Raw genomic sequence first — 266 nt, 5'->3', positions numbered from 1 at the left:
CATGGCGGCCGGCGCCGCAGGCCTGTCGACTGGCCTGTACTACCCCACCGCCATGCACGCCAGCACCGAAGAGGTCATCGGCGTGGCCGCGCCGCTGTCATCGTGGCAGGGCCTGTACACCACCCACCTGCGGGACGAGGCCGACCACGTCTGCGACGCCATGGAGGAAGCCTTCCTGATCGGCCGCGCCGCCGACGTGCCGGCGATTCTGTCGCACCACAAGGTCACGGGCAAGCACAACCACGGCCGCACCGCCGAAACGCTGG

1 pseudogene is annotated in these 266 nt (G+C 70.3%); it reads left to right on the top strand.

The annotated features are described in order from the left end of the window. Positions 1-266: pseudogene (locus tag R0J88_RS20775) on the top strand (D-aminoacylase); the annotation flags it as partial.

It is taken from the genome of Pseudoalteromonas sp. SIMBA_162 (genome assembly GCF_046535955.1).
Taxonomy (GTDB): Bacteria; Pseudomonadota; Gammaproteobacteria; order Enterobacterales; family Alteromonadaceae; genus Pseudoalteromonas; species Pseudoalteromonas marina.
Note: the sequence above shows the minus strand (reverse complement) of the source record. Positions and strands in the feature narration are given on the sequence as shown.